Genomic DNA, 20,420 nt, shown 5'->3' with positions numbered 1-20,420 from the left:
AGTTGTTGCCTCACGTCAGGTGTCGGAGGCAAAAAAAGCTACGTTCGCTGAGCCGAAAGCTCGACGATTGAAGGTGCGGATACCAGATCGTCAGCGGAAAGTCCAGCGAGGACATGAGGCTGTGCTGAAAAATCCGCAATGACGCCACGCTATGTGTATCATCGCGCCGCAGATGGTGTGATGCAGCGATGTCGCAACTCCGCGCAAGTCCGCCCGTTTGCGTCGCAAAAGAAACGTTGCGCAGGCGTCGGATTTGCGATTTCTAACGCCAACGAGAATGATCACCGGGGTTCATGGAGTAACAGGCGGATGCGCAAATATTCAGTTTTTGCCGTGGCGCGCGAGGCTTTGCGCGGCCACAAGGGATGGGGTCCGCAATGGGCCTCGCCCGAGCCCCGCAAGGACTATGATGTGATCATCATTGGCGGTGGTGGCCATGGGCTGGGCGCTGCCTACTATCTTGCCAAGGAGCATGGCATCACCAATGTCGCGGTGCTCGAAAAGGGTTGGATCGGCGGCGGCAACACCGGCCGCAACACGACGATCATCCGGTCCAACTATCTCTATGAAGAGAGCATGGACATCTACGAGCATTCGCTGAAGCTCTGGGAAAACCTGTCGCAGGACCTCAACTACAACGTCATGTATTCGCCGCGCGGCGTCATGATGCTCTCGCACAACATCCACGACCAGCAGTCGTTCAAGCGCCATATCAACGCCAACCGCCTCTATGGCATCGACAATGAGTGGCTGACGCCGGAACAGGCCAAGGCCTACTGCCCGCCGCTCGATATCGCCAAGAACGCCCGCTACCCGATCAACGGCGCAGCGCTGCAGCGTCGCGGCGGTACGGCTCGGCATGACGCGGTTGCCTGGGGCTATGCCCGCGGCGCGTCCGACCGTGGCGTGCACATCATCCAGAATTGCGAAGTGACCGGCATCCGCCGTGACGAGAACGGCCGGGTGACCGGCGTCGACACCAGTCGCGGTTTCATCGGCGCCAAGAAGATCGGCGTTTCTGCCGCCGGCCACTCGTCGGTGCTGATGGAAATGGCCGACGTGCGCGTGCCGCTGCAGAGCCAGCCGCTGCAGGCGCTGGTCTCCGAGCCGCTGAAGCCGATGTTCCCCTGCGTCGTCATGTCGAACTCGGTGCATGCCTATATCTCGCAGTCCGACAAGGGCGAGCTCGTCATCGGCGCCGGCACCGACCAGTACAATTCCTACTCCCAGACGGGCGGCCTGCAGATCATCACCCATACGCTGGATGCGATCTGTGAACTCTTCCCGATGTTCCGCCGCGTCAAGATGATGCGGCAGTGGGGCGGCATCGTCGACGTGACACAGGACCGTTCGCCGATCCAGGGTGTCACCCCGGTTCCGGGCCTGTTCCTCAATGCCGGCTGGGGTACGGGTGGCTTCAAGGCGACGCCGGGTTCGGCCAACCTCTTTGCGCACCTCATTGCGAGGGGCGAGCCGCATCGGCTGGCTGCCGGGCTGACGCTCGACCGTTTCCGCACCGGCCGACTGATCGACGAGGCGGCAGCTGCCGCCGTTGCGCACTGATTGCCAAGGATTTCGAGATGCTTTTGATCTATTGCCCCTATTGCGAAGAAGAGCGCTCCGAGCTCGAATTCCGCAATGCCGGTGACGCCCACATCGTCCGCCCTGCCAACATTGCCGAGATCAGCGACGAGGAGTTCGAGGAATTCTTCTTCCTCCGGCAGAACCCCAAGGGCCTGATCTTCGAACGCTGGCGCCATATCCACGGCTGCGGCCGCTTCTTCAATGCCGCGCGCGATACGGTCAGCGACCGGTTCTACACCACCTACAAGGCGGGCGAACCAAAGCCCGATGTTGCCGCCATTCTGAACAGCGAGCAGGACAAGGGAGCGGCACGATGAGCGGCACCAACCGTATTGCAGGTGCCGGCCGTCTGACGCCGGCGCGTACCGCCCGCTTCACCTTCGACGGACGCACGCTGACGGCGCTCGAAGGCGATACCGTCGCCTCGGCATTGCTTGCCAACGGCATCCATCTCGTCGGCCGCTCGTTCAAGTATCACCGTCCGCGCGGCATTCTTTCCGCCGGAGCCGAGGAGCCGAACGCGCTGCTCGATATTTCGCGCGATGCGGCCCGCCGCCAGCCGAACGTGCGCGCGACGGTGCAGGAAGTCTTCGATGGCATGAAGGTGGAATCGCAGAACCGCTGGCCGTCGCTCGCCTTCGACGTCGGCGGGTTCAACGACCTGCTGTCGCCGTTCTTTGCCGCCGGCTTCTACTATAAGACCTTCATGTGGCCGAAGGCTGCCTGGCACGCGATCTACGAACCCTTCATCCGCCGTGCGGCCGGTCTCGGCGTCGCGCCGACGGAAGCCGACCCGGACCATTATGCCAGTCGCTATGCCCATTGCGACGTGCTGGTGATCGGCGCCGGTGCTGCCGGCCTCTCCGCAGCGCTTGCAGCAGCCAAGGCCGGTGCCAAGGTGATCGTCTGCGACGAGCAGCCGGAAGTCGGTGGCGCGCTGCGCTATGAAGGCGGCACGACGATCGACGGCAAGGACGGCTGGGACTGGGCGCAGGCGACAGCCAGGGCGCTTGCCGCGATGGACAACGTCACGGTGCTCACGCGCACCACCGGCTTTGGCTACTACAACCACAATTTCGTCGGCCTCGTCGAAAGGGTGACGGACCATCTGTCCGTGCTCGACAAGGCATTGCCGCGCGAGCGCCTCTGGCAGGTGCGGGCGAAGAAGGTGATCCTCGCCAACGGCTCGATCGAACGCCACATGGTGTTTGCCAACAACGACCGCCCGGGCATCATGCTCGCTTCGGCCGGACGTACCTATCTCAACCATTACGGCGTTGCCGTCGGCTCCAAGGTCGGCGTCTACACCGCGCATGATTCCGCCTATGAGGCGGCCTTCGATCTCAAGCGCGCCGGCGTTGCCGTTCCTGCCATCGTCGACTGCCGCGACAATCCCGGCGAAGCGGTGCTTGCGGAAGCCCGTCGCCTCGGTATCGAGGTGCTGACCGGCCACTTCGTCGTCAATGCCGGCGGCAAGCTGCGCGTCTCCTCGATCAGCGTTGCCCGCAATGGCGGCGGGTCGGCGCGCAAGATCGCGGTCGATGCGCTGCTGGTTTCATCCGGCTGGACGCCGTCGGTGCACCTGTTCTCGCAGTCACGCGGCAAGGTGAAGTTCGATGCGGCAACGCAGCGCTTCCTGCCGGGCACCTATCTGCAGGATTGCCTGTCGATCGGCGCCTGCAACGGCACCGACGACCTGCAGGCAACGATCGACGAGGCGTTGGCAGCCGGCGAACTGACCGCACGCGCGGCAGGCGCCGAAGGTGGCGCCCAGGTGACGCTCCACGGCGACAATGCCTTCAGCTGGACCGGCGGCATGATCGGCGCTGCCGAAGGGGCCGGACCCGACACCACCGTCAAGGCCTTCATCGACTTCCAGCATGATGTCTGCGCCAAGGATATCCGGCTTGCGGTGCGCGAAGGCATGCATTCGATCGAGCATATCAAGCGCTTCACCACCAACGGCATGGCGTCAGACCAGGGCAAGCTGTCCAACATGCATGGCCTTGCCATTGCCGCCGAAGCGCTTGGCAAGGACATTCCGCAGGTGGGTCTGACGACCTTCCGCCAGCCCTACACGCCGGTAACCTTCGGCACGATCGTCAACCATTCGCGTGGAAGCCTGTTCGATCCTGCCCGCAAGACGCCTGTTCATGCCTGGGAAGAGGCGCATGGCGCCGAGTTCGAGGATGTCGGCAACTGGAAACGTGCCTGGTTCTACCCGAAGGCGGGCGAGAGCATGCATGAGGCGGTCGCGCGCGAATGCAAGACAGTACGCGAGGTCGCCGGCCTGTTCGACGCCTCGACGCTCGGCAAGATCGAGGTGGTCGGCCCGGATGCGGCCCAGTTCCTCAACCTGATGTACACCAACGCCTGGGACACGCTGAAGCCCGGCCGCTGCCGCTACGGCATCATGCTGCGCGACGACGGCTTCGTTTATGACGACGGCGTGGTCGGCAGGCTTGCCGAGGACCGCTTCCACGTGACGACCACCACCGGCGGTGCGCCGCGGGTGATGCACCATATGGAAGACTACCTGCAGACGGAGTTCCCGCACTTGAAGGTCTGGCTGACGTCGACGACGGAACAATGGGCCGTTATCGCCGTGCAGGGTCCGAAGGCGCGCGAGATCATCGCTCCGCTCGTCGAAGGCATCGATCTTTCCAACGAGGCTTTCCCGCATATGAGCGTGACCGAGGGCAAGATCTGCGGCGTGCCGACCCGGCTGTTCCGCATGTCGTTTACCGGCGAGCTCGGCTTCGAAGTCAACGTGCCGGCCGATTATGGCCAGGCGGTCTGGGAAGCGATCTGGGAGCGGGCCGAACCCATGGGCGCCTGCGCCTACGGAACCGAGACCATGCACGTGCTGCGCGCCGAGAAAGGCTACATCATCGTCGGCCAGGATACCGACGGGACGCTGACGCCCGACGATGCTGCCCTGTCCTGGGCAGTCTCGAAGAAGAAGGCCGATTTTGTCGGCATCCGCGGTCTCAAGCGCCCTGACCTCGTCAAGGATGGTCGTAAGCAGCTGGTCGGGCTCCTGACCAAGGATCCGAAGGTGGTGCTGGAGGAGGGCGCACAGATCGTCGCCGATCCGAACCAGCCGAAGCCGATGACGATGCTTGGCCATGTGACGTCGTCCTACTGGTCGGAAAATTGCGGCCGTTCGATCGCGCTCGCCGTCGTTGCTGGTGGCCGCGCACGCCTCGGTCAGACGCTGTACGTGCCGATGGCCGACAGGACGATCGCCGTCGAGGTGAGCGACATGGTGTTCTTTGACAAGGAAGGGGGTCGCCTCCATGGCTGATCTGGCAACTGCAACCCGCAAGGCTGCTCTTACTGCCCGCGGCGGTTTCGCCGAGGTGGTCCTGACGCCGGCACCCGCCGCTTCGCGCCTGTCGCTGCGCGCCGGTGCCGATGCGCTCTCCGGTCTTTCGGCGGCACTCGGCGTGACCTTGCCGGCACGGCCGAAGACCTCGGCTTTGAGCGGCAAACGCCATGCGCTCTGGCTCGGGCCGGACGAGTGGCTGGTGATCGACGAGAGCGAAGGTGACCTGATGGCCGCGGCCGCATCGAGCGGCACGCTGCACTCGGCGGTCGATGTCTCCCATCGCAACGTCGCCGTCATCGTCAGCGGTCCGGGCGCCGAAGTCGCGATCAACAGCGGCTGCCCGCAGGACCTGTCGCTGCCGATCTTCCCGGTAGGCGCCTGCTCGCGCACCATCCTCGGAAAGGTCGAGATCGTATTGCTGCGCCTCGCCGAGGACACGTTCCGCGTCGAATGCTGGCGGTCGTTTTCCCCCTATGTCTTCGGCATGCTGTCCGAAGGAGCGGCGGACGCTGGCCACTAAAGCTTTTCCAGGAAAACTGCGAAGCGCTCTTTCGTCAGGAAATGCGTACAACAAAGAAATATAGCGTTTTCAGGCGTTAAGCTGGAAACGCTCTCGGGCCGGCAAATTGCTGCGCGATCTTCGGGATGCGCAACGCCCTGTGGCCGGGTCCGCAATCCGACCTTGCCGCCGGCCTTCTCCGGCGGCTAAGCTGCCCCCGTTTGCAAGCGGGAGGACATCTTGAAGACACGGGCAGCAGGGCAGCAGTGCTCAGGCACGCACCGGTCGAGCGGCCCTATGCCAGGTCGCGACCGCTCTCGATCGAGACCGTCGACCTCGACACACCGGGACCCGACGAACTGCTGGTTCGCATCGGCGCTGCCGGTCTCTGCCACTCCGATCTTTCGGTGATCAACGGCGACAGGCCACGGCCCGTGCCGATGGCGCTCGGGCATGAGGCGGCAGGCACGGTGGAGGCCGTCGGCAGCGCAGTGCGCGATCTCAAGCCCGGCGATCGGGTGGTGATGAGCTTCATGCCGAGCTGCGGCGACTGCCAGCCTTGTGCGGAAGGGCGTCCGGCGCTCTGCATTCCAGGTGCCGAGGCGAATGGCAGGGGAACGCTGCTTTCCGGCGAGCGCCGGATTCGTTGCGACGCTGTTCCAGTCCATCATCACCTCGGCGTTTCCGGCTTTGCCGACTATGCGGTCGTCTCGCGCCATTCGGCAGTGAAGATCGAGGCGGACCTGCCGCTGGTCGAGGCGGCACTCTTCGGCTGCGCGGTGCTGACCGGCGTCGGTGCGATCGTCAATACCTGCCGCGTCCAGGCGGGCCAGTCGGCCGCCGTCGTCGGTCTCGGTGGCGTCGGGCTTGCCGCGGTGCTCGGAGCGGTCGCGTCGGGCGCGGAGCGGGTCGTCGCGATCGATCTCTCAAAGGACAAGCTGGCGCTGGCACGCTCGCTTGGCGCGACCGACACTTTTGTCGCCACCGATCCGGATGTGGGGGATGCGATCCGCGAGGCGACGTCAGGCGGTGTCGATCATGCGCTGGAGGCGGCCGGTTCGGTCAAGGCGTTCGAGCTTGCCTATCGCATCACCCGCCGCGGCGGAGCGACCGCGTCGGCCGGCCTTGCCCATCCCTCAAGCCAGATTGCCATCCCAGCCGTCAGCCTGGTCGCCGAAGAACGCACGCTTCGCGGCAGCTACATGGGAAGCTGCGTGCCGAGCCGCGATATTCCGCGCTTCATCGGGCTTTATCGGCGTGGCAAGCTGCCGGTCGACAGGCTGCTATCGAGCACCGGTCCGCTCGAGGAGATCAACGAGGCCTTCGACCTGCTCGACCAGGGCAAGGTCATCCGGCACGTGATTGCGTTTTGATCAGAGCCGCGCCGTAGAGGGTGAGCTTGGGCTGCCATCGCAGGATTTAGGCATCGGCAGGGCGGTCCTTCGGATCGAACTGGATGATCGTCTGCCAGGTGGCCGTCAGTGCCGGTTTGCGTTCACCCTCGATTTCGACCGTGACCTCATAGGTGATCATCAACATGCTGCTGCCACGGAAGCGCGCGTCTGCGATGGTGAAGTGCCCGCGCACGCGGGTGCCGCTCTTCACCGGTGCGATGAAGCGCACCTTCTCGAAGCCGTAGTTGATGCCCATCGTCTGTTCGCGGATTTTGGGCAGGCAGCTGTAATTCATCGCCGACAACAGCGACAGCGACAGGAAGCCGTGGGCGATCGTGCCGCCGAACGGCGTCTCGGCGGCGGCGCGCACCGGGTCGACATGGATATACTGATAATCGCCGGTTGCCTCGGCGAACTTGTCGATCGTGTCCTGCGTGACCGTGATCCAGTCGGAGACGCCGATCTCGGTGCCGACCAGCGGTCTGATTTCGGAAAGTGAAATATCCTTCAGCATATGGCTGTCCTGAAAGTGGCCCCCCAACGAATCTATAGGACGGTCGGGTGAGTTCTAGCAAGTGGTGGGAATAGTTCAGAAATTTTCGACGAAGAAGGAAACGGAGCGAGGAGGGACAAAGGTGGGTGGGAGTTCTGCAGAAAGCGCATCTTGCCACTGGCCGTCGAGGCTTTCGGGCAGATGGATCGGGTGCGGCGCGTGGCTGCGATTGACGACGACGGCAAGCCGCGTCGATCGCGTCTTCTTGCCGTCGCGTGTGGCAAGCACCATCGTCAGGTTGTCCGTTGCCGGGTGCTCCCAATCGGTCACCGCCATCGGGCGACCATCGAGGCGCAGCCATTCGACATCGTCCTTGCCGGTAAAGAATGTCGTCTCGCCGAACACACCGAAGCGCTTCCTCAGCGACGAAAGCGCTGCCGTATGGGCGACCAGCGTCTCATCCATCGCGCTCCAGTCGATCCAGGTGATGGCGTTGTCCTGGCAATAGGCATTGTTGTTGCCACGTTGGCTGCGTCCGCCTTCGTCGCCGGCGGTCAGCATGATCGTGCCGCGGGACGCAAACAGGGTGCCGAGAAGCGCCGCCACGTCATGCCGGCGCGCAACCGTGATCTCGGGGTCGGTTGTCGCGCCCTCGGCGCCGTTGTTCCAGGAATGGTTCTCGTTGTGGCCGTCACGGTTCTCTTCGCCGTTGGCCTCGTTATGCTTGCCGGCATAGGCAACGATGTCGGCAAGCGCAAAACCGTCATGGGCGGCGATGAAGTTGACCGTTCGGGTGCCGGTGTCGCCCCAGCGGGAAAACGTATCCGAAGAGCCCGCAAGCGCTGTCGCAAGCGCACCGATCACGTGCCGGTCGCCGCGCCAGTAGAGCCTGACGTCGTCGCGCGCCCGGTCGTTCCATTCCAGAAACGGAGCGGGAAAATTGCCGAGCTGGTAACCGCCGGGGCCGACATCCCAGGGCTCGGCGATCAGCACGCGGTCGGCAAGCACCGGATCGGCTTGGATTGCCTCAAACAGGGGAGCGTTCCGATGGAAACCGGTCATGTCGCGGCCGAGGACAGAGGCGAGATCGAAACGGAAGCCATCGACGCCGGCGGCCAGCACGAAGTGGCGCAGGCTGTCGAGGATCAGCGCCTGGACGACAGGGTGGTCGCAGGCGATCGTGTTGCCGCAGCCGGTGTCGTTGATGAGATCGCCCGGCCTGTCGGTGACGTGGCGATAATAGGCGAGGTTGTCGAGCCCTCGCATCGACAGCGTCGTGCCGAGCCGATCGCTTTCCCCGGAATGGTTGAAGACCAGATCGAGGATGACGCCGATGCCGGCCTTGCGCAGTGCCTCGACAGTCTGGCGAAGTTCCTTCAACCCGCCCGGCACCAGCCGTGGATCGAGCGCCATCGGCGCGATCGGATTGTAGCCCCAGCCATTGCTGAGCCCCAGTAGCGGCAGGTGACGTTCGTCGATCCAGGCGACGATCGGCATCAGTTCGACGGCGGAAACGCCGAGCCGCTTCAAATGGTCGATGATGACGGGCTCGGCGAGCGCTGCGACAGTGCCGCGTTTCGCCTCGGGAATGCCTTGATGCAGCGCTGTGAAGGGTTTGACGGCGATCTCGTAGATCAACCCGCCCGCCCTGAAGATCGGCGGCTTCGGCTTGGCTGTCTTGACGTCCCTGACGATTGCCTTAGGCACCAGATCGGCGGTGTCCTCGCCGAAGATGGTGAGCCTCGGATCGTGCCGGAAAGGCCGGTCGAGTTCGATGGCGTAGGGGTCGACGAGCAGCTTCGCTGGATCGAACCAGAGGCCGTGGTCGGGCGAATAGACCCCATCAGCGCGAAAACCGTAGCGGGTTCCCTTCGGCGCATCGGCAACCATCAGGCTATGCACATCGCCGTCGCGCAACATCGGCAGCTGACGCAATGCCTTGGCGCCCGCCTTGTCGAACAGGCAGAGGTCGATGCACGCAGCATTGCGCGACCAGACGGCAAACCGTGTACCGTCAGGGGTAAGCGTGGCGCCGAGGGGTAACAATGCATCGGTCGGCATTAATCAGTCACCCCTCGGGTTTTCTTGCTATATCAGTCTCTTGCGCGCCCCTGATGGGCGCTCCGTCAGGTGATCACGCTCGGCTCGGTGCGGCCGGTGCGGGTCTTGATGCCGGCGATCTCATCGGCAACGAGGATCAGGTCGGCGAGCGCCTCCTGGGTGTCGATATCATGGCGGGCCGGATTCGGCTCGAAACGCTCGATGTAGACACGCAGCGTTGCGCCTGATGTGCCGGTGCCCGACAGGCGGAAGACGACGCGCGATCCGCCCTCGAACAGGATGCGGATACCCTGGTTCTTGCTGACGGAATGGTCGACCGGATCGTGATAGGAAAAGTCGTCTGATGTCGCGACCTTGAGCGCGCCGAAGGATTTCCCGGGCAGGGTCGCGAGCTGGTCGCGGAGCGCTGCCACTAGGCCGTTGGCGGCATCGCTGTCCACTTCTTCGTAGTCGTGGCGCGAGTAGTAGTTGCGGCCGTAGGTCGCCCAGTGCTTGCGGGCGATGTCGAGCGCGCTTTCCTTGCGCACGGCAAGGATGTTGAGCCACAGGAGGACCGCCCAGAGGCCGTCTTTTTCGCGGACGTGGTTGGAGCCGGTGCCGGCACTTTCCTCGCCGCAGATCGTTGCCATGCCTTCATCGAGAAGGTTGCCGAAGAACTTCCAGCCGGTCGGCGTTTCGTAGAGGCCGATGCCGAGTTTTTCGGCGACACGGTCGGCGGCGCCGCTTGTCGGCATCGAACGGGCGATACCGGCAAGTCCCTTGGCATAGCCCGGCGCCAGATGGGCGTTGGCGGCCAGCATCGCCAGACTGTCGGACGGGGTGATGAAGATGCCGCGGCCGATGACGAGGTTGCGGTCGCCGTCGCCGTCGGAGGCTGCGCCGAAATCGGGGGCGTTGGGCGCCATCATTGTCTCGTAGAGCGCGCGGGCGTGTACGAGGTTCGGGTCCGGGTGATGGCCGCCGAAGTCCGGCAGCGGAATGAAGTTCATGACCGAGCCCTTCGGCGCGCCCAGACGCTTCTCGATGATCTCCTTGGCGTAAGGCCCGGTGACCGCGCTCATTGCATCGAAGACGACGCGGAAGCCGCCCGAGATCAGCTTGCGGATAGCGCCGAAGTCGAACAGGCTTTCCATCAGCGCGGCGTAGTCGGCCACCGGGTCGATGACGGTCACAGTCATGCCGTCGATCTCCTGCGAGCTCTCGGCATCGAGGTTGACGTCGGCGACATCCGAGATCTTGTAGGTGTCGATCACCTGGCTGCAGGCATAGATCGCGTCGGTGACCTTCTCCGGTGCCGGACCGCCATTGCCGATATTGTACTTGATGCCGAAGTCTTCGGTCGGGCCGCCGGGGTTGTGGCTGGCGGAGAGCACGATGCCGCCGAAGGCTTCGTATTTGCGGATGACGTTGGAGGCGGCCGGCGTCGACAGAATGCCGCCGCGGCCGACGAGTACGCGGCCGAAGCCGTTGGCGGCCGCCATCTTGATGGCGATCTGAATGACTTCGCGGTTGTAGAAGCGGCCGTCGCCGCCGATCACCAGGGTCTGACCGGCAAAGCCTTCGAGCGCGTCGAAGATCGACTGGATGAAGTTCTCGGCATAGTTCTTCTGCTGGAACACCGGAACCTTCTTGCGCAGGCCCGACGTGCCGGGTTTCTGATCGCCATAGGGTGTGGTGGTGACTGTTCTTATCATTCTGACTTAGCCTTTCCCGAGAAGACCGGAATATAGTGAGACGTAACGCTCGGCACTTCTGGCCCAGGAAACGTCCGATTTCATGCCCTGGGTCTGCAGACGCGCCCAGACTTTCGGTTCGTTGTATGCACGGAAGACGCGCCGGATCGCAAGACGCAACCCGTCGGCGGTGACCGGCGTGAACTGGAATCCGGTCGCCACCTTGGCTGACAACCCGGCTTCGTTCGCGTCGATGATGGTGTCGGCGAGGCCGCCGGTACGGGCAACCACCGGCACGCAACCGTAGCGCAGGCCGTAGAGTTGGGTCAGCCCGCAGGGCTCGAAGCGCGACGGAATGAGGATTGCGTCGGATCCCGCCTGCATCAGGTGCGACAGCGGTTCGTTATAGCCGGTAACCATGCCGACATGGCCGCGATGGCGCGAGGCGGCGGCGAGAAGCGCGCCTTCGAGCGCCGTGTCACCGGAGCCGAGAACGATGAGCTTGCCGCCCATCGCGACGATCTCGTCGGTGACTTCGGCGAGAAGGTCCATACCCTTTTGCCAGGTCAGCCGGCTGATGACGCAGAAGATCGGGCCGTTACCCTGTTCGAGCCCGAAGCGTTCCTCCAGCGCCCGGCGGTTGGCGGCGCGCTGCTTCAATGTCGTCGCGCTGAAATGCTGGGCGATAAAGGGGTCGCTGGCCGGATCCCAGACGTCGGCGTCGATGCCGTTGACGATGCCGGAGAGGTCGGAAACCCTGCTCTTGAGCAGGCCTTCAAAACCCATGCCGAAGTCCGGAGTCAGGATCTCCTGCGCATAGGATGGGCTGACGGTGGTGATCGCATTTGCGGTCTGCAGGCCACCTTTGAGGAAGCCGACATCGCCGTAATATTCGACGAACTGCGTCGAGAAGGCTTCGGGCGGAAGTGCCAACTCGGCGAAGATTTCCGGCCCAAATTGCCCCTGGAAGGCGATGTTGTGGATCGTCAACACTGTCGGCGTCGAGGCGGCGCGGCCAAAGCGCATATAGACCGGCGTCAGTGCCGTCTGCCAGTCGTGCACATGGACGATATCGGGCTTCCAGCCGGACACGACATCGCCGGCGGCGATTTCGGCCGCAGCCAGCGACAGGGCGGCGAAGCGGCGAAAGTTGTCGACATAATCGCGGCCGGTGGCGTCGACATAGGGGCCGCCGTCGCGCTCGTAGAGGGCAGGCAGATCGAGCACCAGCAGGTCGAGGCCGTCAAGATCGGCCGCGAGAACCGAGGCCGGGCTGCCGAACAGATTGGCAAAACTGCCGACCTTCTTTTTCTTCTTCAGTTTCTGCAGCACCGCGGGATAGCCGGGCACCAGGGTGCGGGTGCGGATGCCGTGCGGCGACAGTGCGGCCGGCAGGGCGCCGACGACATCGGCGAGCCCCCCGGTCTTGACCAGCGGATACACTTCGGACGCAACGGAGAGGATGTTCATCAGCGGCGGACCTACATTCCCAGTTTGTCGATCATTGTCTGGGTGATCAGGCAAACGCCGTTTTCCGAACGGCGGAAGCGCTTCGCATCCAGTTCCGGGTCTTCACCGACGACGAGGCCCTCCGGAATGACCACGCGGCTGTCGATCACCACGTTGCTGAGCAGCGCGCGGCGACCGATCTTCACATCGGGCAGTATGACGGCATTTTCCAGTCGCGAATATGAATTTACTCTGACGCCGGTGAAAAGCAGGCTGCGATTGAGGGCAGCGCCCGAGATGATGCAGTCGCCCGACACCAGCGACGAGGTCGCGGAGCCGCGGCGGTTCTCGTCGTCATGCACGAACTTTGCCGGCGGCTTGATCTCGGCGAAGGTCCAGATCGGCCAGGTGCTGTCGTAGATGTCGAGTTCGGGCGTTACATGCGTCAGGTCGATATTGGCCTGCCAATAGGCATCGATCGTGCCGACGTCGCGCCAGTAGGCTTCGCGTTCGAAGTCCGAGCGCACACAGGACTGGTTGAAGCGGTGGGCGACCGCCTTACCGTTGTCGACGATATACGGGATGATGTCCTTGCCGAAGTCGCGGCTCGACTTCGGATCGGCCGCGTCGCGGCGCAACAGATCCATCAGGAACTTGGTGTGGAACACGTAGATGCCCATCGAGGCGAGCGCCATCTCGGGATTGCCGGGAATGCCCGGCGGATCGGCCGGCTTCTCGACAAAGGCGATAATGCGATCCTTGTCGTCGACATGCATCACACCGAAGCCGGTCGCTTCCATGCGCGGCACTTCGAGGCAGCCGATGGTGACGTCGGCGCCGGAATCGACGTGCTGCTGCAGCATCAGTTCGTAGTCCATCTTGTAGATGTGGTCGCCCGCCAGGATGACCATGTATTCGACGCCGTGATCCTCGATGATGTCGATGTTCTGGTAGACCGCGTCGGCGGTGCCTTCGTACCACTGCGTTTCGGAAACGCGCTGGCTTGCCGGCAGGATATCGAAACTTTCGTTTCGCTCGGGGCGGAAGAAGTTCCAGCCGCGCTGCAGGTGGCGGATCAGCGAATGGGCCTTGTACTGCGTGGCGACGCCGATGCGACGGATGCCGGAGTTGAGGGCGTTCGAGAGTGCGAAGTCGATGATGCGGGCCTTGCCGCCGAAATAGACGGCCGGCTTTGCCCGTCGGTCGGTCAATTCCTTCAGGCGGCTGCCGCGGCCGCCAGCGAGAACATAGGCCATGGCATCACGGGCCAAGGGTTGCGTACGCTTTTCCACCATTTGTCCTCCCCAAAATCATTGTTCTTCGGGATCGTCACGGCGACCTTTGGCGACGCCTTGCGGCCCTCGAAATTTCTTCTTGCACTCCCGCCGTCCGGTTCACCCCGTCGGGCTGGAACACTCTGCAGCGCCGCGCGTCTTATTAGACTTAGACGCGCAAAGGTCGCTGTAGCACTTTGAATTGCTGCATGTTTTTATCCTTAAATCGAATAGGATTTAAGGAAACATGCAGCAGCATTTCCGATTTGAACCAAGTCGAAGAAACGCTCTATCCCTTTGTTTTTGCGCATTTCCTGACGGAAAACCGCTTCGCACTTCCTGGAAATGCTCTAGAGCGCCGTGCGTTCAGATGAACGCACAAAGGACGCTCTAGCACTTTGATTCTAGAGCATCTTATCCGCTTTCAGTGATTCCACTTGAAAGCGGGATGCTCTAGTCCTGCTCCAGCATCAGCGTTGCCAAAGGCGGCAAGGTGATGGTGGCTGCTATTGCTCCTGTCTGATCCTTTTGTGCCTGAACGGCGCCGCCGTTGCCCTTGCCACTCCCCCCATAGATTTCCGCATCGGTGTTCAATATTTCCTTCCAGCGACCCGCGACCGGAAGCGGGATCGTGTAGTTTTCCCGATAGACGGGCGTGAAATTGGTGATGACGGCGACGAGCTTTTCACCCGGCGCCTTGCGCAGCCACGCAAAGACCGAGTTGTCCCGGTCGTCTGCGAGCAGCCATTCGAATCCGTCGCCTTCGCAGTCGCGCGCATGCAGCGCCGGCTTCGAGCGATAGGTGCCGTTGAGATCGCGCACCAGTCGGCGCATGCCCTCATGCAGGTGATATTCCAGCAGGTTCCAGTCGAGCGCGCGCTCCTCCGACCATTCGCGCCACTGCGCAAACTCCTGCCCCATGAACAGGAGCTTCTTGCCGGGGTAGCCCCACATGAAGCCGTAGTAGGCGCGCAGGTTGGCGAACTTCTGCCAATCGTCGCCGGTCATCTTGGCAATGAGCGAACCTTTGCCGTGCACGACCTCGTCATGGGACAGCGGCAGCACGAAGTTTTCGCTGAAGGCGTAGAGCAGCCCGAACGTCAGGTCGTTGTGGTGGTGGCGACGGTGGATCGGCTCGCGCGACATGTATTGCAGCGTGTCGTGCATGAAGCCCATGTTCCACTTGAAGCCGAAGCCGAGACCGCCGGCATGGACCGGATGGGACACCTTGGGCCAGGACGTCGATTCCTCGGCGATCGTCAGGATGCCTTTGTGGACGCCGTAGATTTCGGTGTTCATCGTCTGAAGGAAGCGGACCGCCTCCAGGTTCTCGTTGCCGCCGTATTCGTTCGGCACCCATTCGCCGTGTTTGCGCGAATAGTCGAGGTAAAGCATCGAGGCGACGGCATCGACGCGCAGCCCGTCGACGTGGAATTTCTCCGCCCAATAGAGCGCGTTGTTGACGAGGAACGACAGCACTTCCTGCCGACCGAAATTGTAGATCGCCGTATTCCAGTCGGGGTGGAAACCCTGGCGCGGATCCTCATGCTCGTAGAGCGCGGTGCCGTCGAACCAGCGCAGCCCGTGCTCGTCGGTCGGGAAATGCGCGGGCACCCAGTCGAGGATGACGCCGAGGCCGACTTTGTGGCAGCCGTTGACGAAACGCGCAAACCCTTCCGGCTCGCCGAAGCGTGCCGTCGGCGCATAGAGGCCTGTCGTCTGGTAGCCCCAGGAGGGATCGTAGGGGAATTCGGAGATCGGCAGGAATTCGATATGGGTGAAACCCATGTCGACGCAGTAGGGGATCAGCCGGTCGGCGAGCTCATCCCAGGACAGCATGTCGCCATTGTCGCGGCGCTGCCACGAGCCGGCGTGGACCTCGTAGATCGAGATCGGCTGGCGGCGGGCGTCAGTCGATGCCCAATGGGCGCGGTGCGCCTCGTCTTCCCACACCTGTGCGATCTCAGGCGTCGTCACCGAGGCGGTGTTGGGCCGAAGCTCCGAACGGCGTGCGAAGGGATCCGCCTTCAGCGGCAGCAGCGTACCTTGGCGGTCAAGGATTTCGTATTTGTAGGCAAGGCCCGCCTCGACACCGGGGATGAAGATTTCCCAGATGCCGGTGTCGGTCCGCAGCCGCATGACATGGCGCCGCCCGTCCCAGCCGTTGAACTGGCCGACCACCGACACGCGCTTGGCGTTCGGGGCCCAGACGGCGAAATGGTAGCCTTGAGCGCCTTCATGGTCGGTCGGATGGGCGCCCATCTTGTCGAACAGCCGGAGATGCGAGCCCTCGCGGATGTAGTAGTCGTCCATCGGTCCGAGTACGGGGCCGAAGCTGTAGGGATCGACGACGATCCACTCGCCGCCATCGTTGCGGGCGCGATAACGCACCGGCTGGATCTTGCGCAGCGAGACCGGTCCCTCGAAGAAGCCGGCGTCGTCGCGCCGCTCGAGGGTTCCGAGTTCCTTGCCCGCCAGCGTTTCCGCAACGACGCTAGCGGCATCCGGGATGAAGCAGCGGGCGACGTAGTTTCTTCCCGCCGGATGCACGCCAAGAACGGCAAAGGGATCGTCGTGCGTGCCCGAAAGAATGGCCGCAATGGCCGGCATTGACAGCAGGGCTGCGGCTGCGGGTTCCGGGTCCTTGCCGGCCGAAGGGGTCATCCGGCTCTCCAAATTTCCCCGGCATATTGCCGGATGGTCCGATCGGACGAGAACCAGCCCATGCGCGCGGTGTTGCGTACGGCCTGCGAATACCACGCCGACGGCGTCGTCCACAGCTGGTCGATTTCACGCTGCGCCCGGGCATAGGCTTCGAAGTCGGCCGCGACCATGAACCAGTCGTGATTGTAGAGGCCATCGACGAGGCTGGTGAAGCGGTTGCGGTCATCGGGCGAAAACACACCCGAAGCGATCGCCTGCAACGCCTGCGACAGCTCGCGCGACCCTTCGATGATGGCGCGCGGATTGTGGCCTTCGGCGCGGGCGTTGGTGACTTCCTCGGCCGTCAGGCCGAAGATCTTGATGTTTTCCTCGCCGACCCAGTCGCGCATTTCGACATTGGCGCCGTCGAGCGTGCCGATCGTCAGCGCACCGTTCAGCGCAAACTTCATGTTGCCGGTGCCGGAGGCCTCCATGCCGGCCGTCGAGATCTGCTCGGACAGGTCGGCTGCGGGGACCATGATCTCGGCCAGCGAGACGTTGTAGTTCGGTACGAAGACGATCTTCAGAAGACCGCGCACCGCCGGGTCGTTGTTGACCACGCGGGCGACGTCGTTGGCCAGTTTGATGATCAGCTTGGCGTTGTGGTAGCTCGGCGCCGCCTTGCCCGCGAACAGCTTGACGCGCGGCACCCAGTCGAGCTCGGGATGCGAGCGGATCTGGTCGTAGAGCGCCACCGCCTCGATGATATTGAGGAGCTGGCGCTTGTACTCATGGATGCGCTTGATCTGGATGTCGAACATCGCCGACGGGTCGAGCCTGAGGCCGAGGCGGCTTTGCACAAGCTGCGCCAGCTTCACCTTGTTGGCGCGCTTGACCGCGGCAAAACGCTCCTGGAAATCCGGTTTGTCGGCGAAGGCATCGAGTGCCTGCAGCGCCTCGGTATTGTCCATGAATTCGTCGCCGATCGCCTCGCGGATCAGGCTGAACAGGCCGGGATTGCACTGCATCAGCCAGCGGCGGGGGGTGATGCCGTTGGTCTTGTTGTTGATGCGATCTGGATAGAGCCTGTGCAGGTCGGCAAAGACCGTTTCCTTCATCAGCTCGGTGTGCAGCGCCGACACGCCGTTGATCGAATGGGAGCCGACAAACGCAAGGTTGCCCATGCGCACCCGGCGGTCGCCGCTTTCGTCGATCAGCGAGATGTTGCGGATTTCCTGGTCGGTGGCGCCCTTCTGCTTGCGCGCCTCGATCAGGATCTTGGCGTTGATCGCATAGACGATCTGCATGTGGCGCGGTAGCAGACGTTCGAAGAGCGGCACGGGCCAGCTTTCGAGCGCTTCGGGCAAAAGCGTGTGGTTAGTGTAGGAAATGGTCCGGCGGGTGATCTCCCAGGCCTGTTCGAAATCTAGGCCGTGCAGATCCGTCAGCAGCCGGATCAGTTCGGCAATCGAGACCGCCGGATGCGTATCGTTGAGCTGGATCGCGACGGCATCGGGCAGCGAGGTGAAGTCGGGATACTGCTGCAGGTGGCGGCGCAGGATGTCCTGCAGAGACGCGGACGAGAAGAAATATTCCTGGCGCAGGCGAAGCTCCTGGCCGGCGGGCGTCGCGTCGGCGGGGTAGAGCACGCGGGTCAGGCTTTCGGCCTTGTTGCTTTCGCGCAGCGCGCCGATGTGGTCGCCGGCATTGAAGGCATCGAGCAGGATCGGGTCGATCGGCTGCGCCGTCCAGAGCCTGAGCGTATTGACGCGCTTGGCGCGCCAGCCGACGGCAGGCGTGTCGAAAGCGGTGGCGATCACACGCTCGGCCGGCTTCCACACGAAGCGCTGGATCTCCTCGTCGACATTGGCGGTTTCGACAACGCCGCCGAAGCCGATCTCATAGGAGCTTTCGCGCCGCTCGAACTCCCAGGGATTGCCATGGGCAAGCCAGGTCTCCGGCAGCTCTACCTGCCAGCCATCGGCCATCTGCTGGCGGAACAGGCCGTGCATGTAGCGGATGCCGTAGCCATAGGCTGGAACGTCCACCGTCGCCATCGATTCCATGAAACAGGCTGCAAGACGGCCGAGACCACCATTGCCGAGTGCTGCGTCGGGCTCGAGCAGGGCGATGACATCGATATCGACACCGAGCGAGGCGAGCGCATCGCGCATCTCCTCCATCAGGCCGATATTGGTCATGGCATCGCGCATCAGGCGGCCGATAAGGAACTCCAGCGACAGATAATAGACGCGCTTGGCACCGGTCGCGTAGGTCTGGCGGGTCGAATCCATCCACTTGTCGGTGATGCGGTCGCGCACCACGAGGATAGCCGCGGTCAGCCAGTCATGCGGCTTGGCGACCTTCGGATCCTTACCGATACGATACTTCAGGCGTTCGAGAATTTCGACGGCAAGCTGATCGGGTTCGGAAGAACGAAGTGCGGGCTGCGGCAGTTCGTTGGCGGAAATCTTGTTCATCATCAGAACTGTCTTACCCTTTTGCGTTGGGAGGTCGCAGGCCGGAACCGACCGGGGATGGGCAATTTATGCATCGATCCGAAGCGCTTGCAACAGCTGTTTTTAAAAGGATTAGAATTGCCTGAATAGAAGGGATACGCGACGAAGAGCCATGGGCTTGACGATTGCGCGAACGAAAAATGCCGCCCGGCGGGACCGGGCGGCACAGTGGTGCGCGCTTTTGTTGTTTACTTGGTCAGGCGGGTCGCCATGGCCGAAGCCTTCTCGCCGATCGCCTTGAAGGCCGCGATCAGGTCGGCGGCTTCTTCCGCCTGGAAGTAGTTGGCGGTGGTGGTGGCGCAGGACTTGAGCAGTGCTTTGCCGCGGTCCGGTGCCATGAAGGCGACGGTATAGACCTGGATGTTGTTCTTGCGTGCCGTATCGCACCACGTCAGTGTCGTCGTGTCGTCGCTCGTGTTGTTGTTGTCGCCGTCGGTCATGAACACGATGTATTTTGTCGGTACCTGACCGTTCTTGGCCTTGTGCGCGGTATTTTCCGTCGCGGCAGTGACCTTGTTGTATGCGGTCTTAAAGGCATTGCCCGATGCTGTGCCGCCGGTTGCAACGAGGGCGTTGACATAGGTTGCCGTTCCCGTCGTGCCCCAATCGAGATTACCGGCCGTATCCTGCGCCGAATTGTAGGAAACGGCTGCCGTGCGGACATAGAGATCCTTCGGGTCGGCAATCTTCAACTGCGCGAGCAGATCCTTGACCGCGGTCTTGAGCGCATCGACCTTGGTGACGTAGCAGGGCTTGGTCGCCTTCAGGTTCGGATACTTGCTCCAGTTGTCCTCGGTGTAGTTGGCGCACGACGTTTTCGTCGTGTCCAACGCGTTGGTCTTCCAGGCCATCGAGCCGGAGCGATCGAGCACGAGATACATCGACAGCGCGTTCTTGGTTTCGGTTGCGCTGTCCGCGGTGGCCCGGGTTTCGAGCTGGGTCCATTTCCGCCCGAGCAGGCGGGTCATCGCGTTGAATTCGATCGTGTGCTTGTTGACGATCGAGACTTTGAAGGTCTTGCCCGTCGCGCCGTTGCTGCCCTCGATGATGTCGACGGTTGCCTCATCGACGGGCGGCTTGTCTTCTGCGGCCGGATCGGCGGCGGATTTGAACGATGCCGCAGTTCCGCCATTCTCGCCCCAGCCGTCAGTGGCACTGCCTGCGGCCGTGGACTGAGCCTTCAGGAAGTTCAATGCGATTTCCTTGGCCTCTTCCGGCGTAGGCGGAGTTTTCGACACCAGTGCAGACGCTGCGGCCAACGCTGCGGCGTCGGCCGCATCTTGCATCTGGTTCTTCATCGTCACCATGTTCGCCAGGTCGATGGCGACGCCACCGGCCGCAAGTATCAATGGCGTTGCCAAAGCCGCCATCATGCCGAAATTGCCGCCGCGGTCCTTCAGCATAGCCATGAAGGACCGGTTGATCGTGGATCGTTTTCCCATCTCTGCACACCCCAAGGAACGCGTTGCAAGCTTGAGGGGGACATTAGCGGGGGTGACT

General features: G+C 62.9%; 13 protein-coding genes. 5 read left to right on the top strand and 8 right to left on the bottom strand.

Annotation, left to right across the window (positions count from 1 at the left end):
* Positions 1–309: 309 nt before the first annotated feature.
* The 5 genes from BKP54_RS07150 to BKP54_RS07130 all read left to right on the top strand — a co-directional run bounded on the left by BKP54_RS07150 (position 310) and on the right by BKP54_RS07130 (position 6,787).
* A complete protein-coding gene (locus tag BKP54_RS07150) occupies positions 310–1,563 on the top strand; it encodes a sarcosine oxidase subunit beta family protein (RefSeq protein ID WP_025424857.1) in 1,254 nt (417 codons plus the stop codon).
* A gap of 17 nt (positions 1,564–1,580) precedes the next feature.
* Positions 1,581–1,901 (top strand): sarcosine oxidase subunit delta, encoded by a 321-nt coding sequence (locus BKP54_RS07145; protein ID WP_025424856.1) that lies wholly within the window; start codon positions 1,581–1,583, stop codon positions 1,899–1,901.
* On the top strand, positions 1,898–4,891 hold the full coding sequence (locus tag BKP54_RS07140; RefSeq protein WP_025424855.1) for a sarcosine oxidase subunit alpha: 2,994 nt from the start codon (positions 1,898–1,900) through the stop codon (positions 4,889–4,891). Before BKP54_RS07145 ends, BKP54_RS07140 begins: the two co-directional genes overlap by 4 nt.
* Entirely contained in the window at positions 4,884–5,435 is a 552-nt protein-coding gene (locus BKP54_RS07135; protein ID WP_025424854.1) for a sarcosine oxidase subunit gamma, read from the top strand. Before BKP54_RS07140 ends, BKP54_RS07135 begins: the two co-directional genes overlap by 8 nt.
* A 200-nt stretch (positions 5,436–5,635) precedes the next feature.
* Entirely contained in the window at positions 5,636–6,787 is a 1,152-nt protein-coding gene (locus BKP54_RS07130) for a zinc-dependent alcohol dehydrogenase family protein (RefSeq protein ID WP_051509185.1), read from the top strand.
* A 46-nt stretch (positions 6,788–6,833) separates the two neighbouring features.
* Here the strand turns inward: BKP54_RS07130 and BKP54_RS07125 are convergent, their stop codons facing one another.
* The 8 genes from BKP54_RS07125 to BKP54_RS07090 all read right to left on the bottom strand — a co-directional run bounded on the left by BKP54_RS07125 (position 6,834) and on the right by BKP54_RS07090 (position 20,362).
* A complete protein-coding gene (locus BKP54_RS07125) occupies positions 6,834–7,322 on the bottom strand; it encodes a MaoC family dehydratase (RefSeq protein ID WP_025424852.1) in 489 nt (162 codons plus the stop codon).
* Positions 7,323–7,397: 75 nt separating this feature from the next.
* A complete protein-coding gene (gene glgX, locus BKP54_RS07120) occupies positions 7,398–9,362 on the bottom strand; it encodes a glycogen debranching protein GlgX (RefSeq protein ID WP_025424851.1) in 1,965 nt (654 codons plus the stop codon).
* Between the two features lie 65 nt (positions 9,363–9,427).
* The gene (locus BKP54_RS07115) at positions 9,428–11,056 is read right to left on the bottom strand and encodes an alpha-D-glucose phosphate-specific phosphoglucomutase (protein ID WP_025424850.1); all 1,629 of its coding nucleotides are present in this window, start codon (positions 11,054–11,056) and stop codon (positions 9,428–9,430) included.
* 6 nt (positions 11,057–11,062) lie between these two features.
* Positions 11,063–12,505, bottom strand: a complete 1,443-nt coding sequence (glgA, locus tag BKP54_RS07110) for a glycogen synthase GlgA (protein WP_025424849.1) — start codon at positions 12,503–12,505, stop codon at positions 11,063–11,065.
* Positions 12,506–12,516: 11 nt separating this feature from the next.
* Positions 12,517–13,779 carry a glucose-1-phosphate adenylyltransferase gene (glgC, locus tag BKP54_RS07105; RefSeq protein WP_025424848.1) on the bottom strand — a complete coding sequence of 421 codons (1,263 nt, stop codon included), beginning with the start codon at positions 13,777–13,779 and terminating at the stop codon, positions 12,517–12,519.
* A 432-nt stretch (positions 13,780–14,211) separates the two neighbouring features.
* Positions 14,212–16,422, bottom strand: coding sequence for a 1,4-alpha-glucan branching protein GlgB (gene glgB, locus BKP54_RS07100; protein WP_025424847.1), 2,211 nt, complete (start codon positions 16,420–16,422; stop codon positions 14,212–14,214).
* The gene (locus tag BKP54_RS07095) at positions 16,419–18,881 is read right to left on the bottom strand and encodes a glycogen/starch/alpha-glucan phosphorylase (protein ID WP_025424846.1); all 2,463 of its coding nucleotides are present in this window, start codon (positions 18,879–18,881) and stop codon (positions 16,419–16,421) included. The genes glgB and BKP54_RS07095 overlap by 4 nt, the downstream gene beginning before the upstream one ends.
* A gap of 227 nt (positions 18,882–19,108) precedes the next feature.
* A complete protein-coding gene (locus BKP54_RS07090; RefSeq protein WP_081788819.1) occupies positions 19,109–20,362 on the bottom strand; it encodes a TadE/TadG family type IV pilus assembly protein in 1,254 nt (417 codons plus the stop codon).
* Between the last annotated feature and the right edge of the window lie 58 nt (positions 20,363–20,420).

This window comes from Ensifer sp. 1H6, from assembly GCF_001976035.1.
Taxonomy (GTDB): domain Bacteria; phylum Pseudomonadota; class Alphaproteobacteria; order Rhizobiales; family Rhizobiaceae; genus Ensifer; species Ensifer canadensis.
Note: the sequence above shows the minus strand (reverse complement) of the source record. Positions and strands in the feature narration are given on the sequence as shown.